This window comes from Kitasatospora sp. NPDC093558 (assembly GCF_040683475.1).
Lineage (GTDB): Bacteria > Actinomycetota > Actinomycetes > Streptomycetales > Streptomycetaceae > Kitasatospora.
In genome coordinates this window covers 1-2,756 of the sequence record NZ_JBFBDY010000750.1, presented here as the reverse complement: position 1 = coordinate 2,756, position 2,756 = coordinate 1, and the positions used below count along the sequence as shown (strand labels likewise).

At 67.5% G+C, this 2,756-nt stretch carries 1 pseudogene; it reads left to right on the top strand.

Going from position 1 to position 2,756, the window contains the following annotated elements:
• Positions 1-2,756, top strand: a pseudogene (locus AB0O00_RS34680) (hypothetical protein); the annotation flags it as partial.

Genomic DNA, 2,756 nt, shown 5'->3' with positions numbered 1-2,756 from the left:
CGACCTTCGACCTCGATGCCTCGGTCGCCGCGCAGGCCCCTGACGGCGCGACGGCGGTACTGACCGACGGGACGACCGACACCCCCGCCCCGGGGAGCACCTTGGCGGTCGGCGGGCTCGACGCCTCGGCCGCCGGACCGACAAAAGTCCGACTCACCGCCCCAGCGGCGTTCACGCTGTACTCGGGAAAGGCCGCCACACTGCCCGCCGGCACGGTCGTCGTCCTCGACGGCGGGACCCGGTGCACGATCGGCGCCGGAACCCAGGCAGTCGTGCTCAGCAGCAAGGCGCGCCCGCTGCTGTTCCAGCAGTTCTTCGAGGCCGCGCACAAGCCCGACCCGAAGACAGTCCAACTGCCCTACCCGGTCAAGGACCTCGACTTCAGCTCCAGCGGCGCGTACGCGGCGTACAACTGGGAGCTGTTCTTCCACGTGCCGATGACGATCGCGGTGCATCTGAGCAAGAACCAGCGGTACGCCGACGCCCAGCGTTGGTTCCACTACCTCTTTGACCCCACAGACAACAGTGACGACCCCACGCCGCAGCGGTTCTGGAAGGTCCGACCGTTCCAGGAGACCGACGTCAGCCGGATCGAGGACGTGCTCACCAACCTGGCGACCGGAGCCGACCCGCAGTTGCTCGCCGACACCGTCAAGAGCATCGAGGCCTGGCAGGACGCCCCGTTCCGGCCCCACCTGGTCGCCCGGTTCCGGCCACAGGCGTACATGTACCGCACGGTGATGGCCTACCTGGACAACCTGATCGACTGGGGCGACTCCCTGTTCCGCCAGGACACCGGCGAGGCGATCGACGAGGCGCAGGCCCTCTACGTCCTGGCGGCCAACATCCTCGGCCCCAGGCCGCAGGCCGTACCGCCGAAGGGCACCGTGCGCCCGCAGACGTACGCCAACCTTCGCGACGATCTCACGGAATTCGGCGTGGTGCTGCGGGACATTGAGGCCGCCGTCCCGTTCGACCTGATGCCGCTGCCCGGCGCGGGTGCTGGTGACGGCGAACGGCTGAGCGCCGTACGCGGCCTGGGCAGAGCGCTGTACTTCCAGGTGCCGCCCAACGACCGGCTCCTCGGCTACTGGGAAACCGTCGCCGACCGGCTGTTCAAGATCCGCAACAGCCTCAACCTGCAGGGTACCTTCCGCCAGCTCGCACTGTTCGAACCGCCGATCGACCCGGGGCTGCTCGTCAAGGCAACCGCTGCCGGTCTCGACGTGGCCGCGATCACCACCGGAATCAACCAGCCACTGCCACTGATTCGATACACCGCCCTCGCCCAGAAGGCGACCGAACTCGTCCAGGAGGTGAAGGCACTGGGCGCCGGAATTCTGGCCGCGATCGAGAAGCAGGACGGCGAAGCGCTGGCCCTCCTTCGCGCGGGCCACGAACGCGCGGCCCTGGAGTCGGCCGAGCAGGTCCGGTACGGGCAGCTGCAGGAGGCGGTGAAAAGCCGGGAGGCGCTGCTGCGCGGCCTCGACCTGGCCGTGGTACGGTACGCCTTCTACGAGCGCCAGCTCGGCCGCACGGACGCCGAGATCTACGCCGGCATCCCCGCGCTGGCCGCCATGGACCCGAAGGAGCTCAAGGCGCTCAAGCTCACCGCCACCGAGCCTGCCATGACCGGACGAGCCCTCGACGTCGACATCTCACCGGACAGCCCCGGCCTCGGGGCCGTTGAACAGGCCGGACAACTGGACAGCCGGTTCGAGAGGGCGGAAGCCAGCAGTCTTGGCATCGCACAATCCAAGAGCAACGTGGCGACCTTCCAGGGACTCGCCTCGTCGGTAGCCTCCGTTCTGCCGAACTTCTCCATCAACGCCGAACCGTTCGGCGTGGGCCCTTCCACCAGCTTCGGCGGCAGCAACCTCGGCAGCGCCTACCAGGCGCTCTCCCACAGCGCCCGCGGATCCTCCGACGAGGCCAGCTACTCAGCACGGCTCTCAGGCCGAACGGACACGATCGCCCGCCGGCAGCGGGAATGGGCCTTCCACAGCAACCAGGCAGCCGGCGAGATCAACCAGATCATCAAGCAGCTTCGTGCGGCACAGATCCGGGAGGCAACGGCCAACTCCGAATTGCAGAACCACCAGCAGCTGATCAAGCACGCCAAGGAGATCGAGGCGTTCCTCAACGCCGAGGAGACGGCGAAGCTGCGCAAGACCAGCAACCAGGCCTTCTACACCTGGATGAAACGCGAGCTGAAAAGCCTCTACGCACGCAGCTTCCAGTTCGCCTTCGACGCCGCCAAGCGGGCCGAACGCGCACTGCAGCACGAGCTGGGCGACCAGGAGCTGAGCTGTCTGGAGTACGGGTACCTGACCGGCAAGGAGGGCCTGCTCGCCGGGGAGAAGCTCCACTTCGACCTCAAGCGGATGGAGGTCACCTACCAGGAGCTCAACCACCGCGAGCTCGAACTCACCAAACACGTCAGCCTCGCCCAGGTCGACCCGCTGGCCCTGATCAAGCTACGCAGGACCGGACGGTGCACTGTGGCGCTCCCGGAGGCGCTGTTCGACCTCGACGGGCCGGGCCACTACTTCCGGCGGATCAAGAACGTCGCGCTCAGCGTCCCCTGCGTCACTGGACCGTTCACGGGCGTCAACTGCACCCTCACCCTGCTGAAGAGCACGATCCGCACCTCACCCCTGCTGACCGCCGGCCAATACGCGCGTGACTTTCCCGGGGACGACAAGCGGTTCAGCGACTACTACGGCACGATGCAGTCGATCGTGACCAGTTCGGCG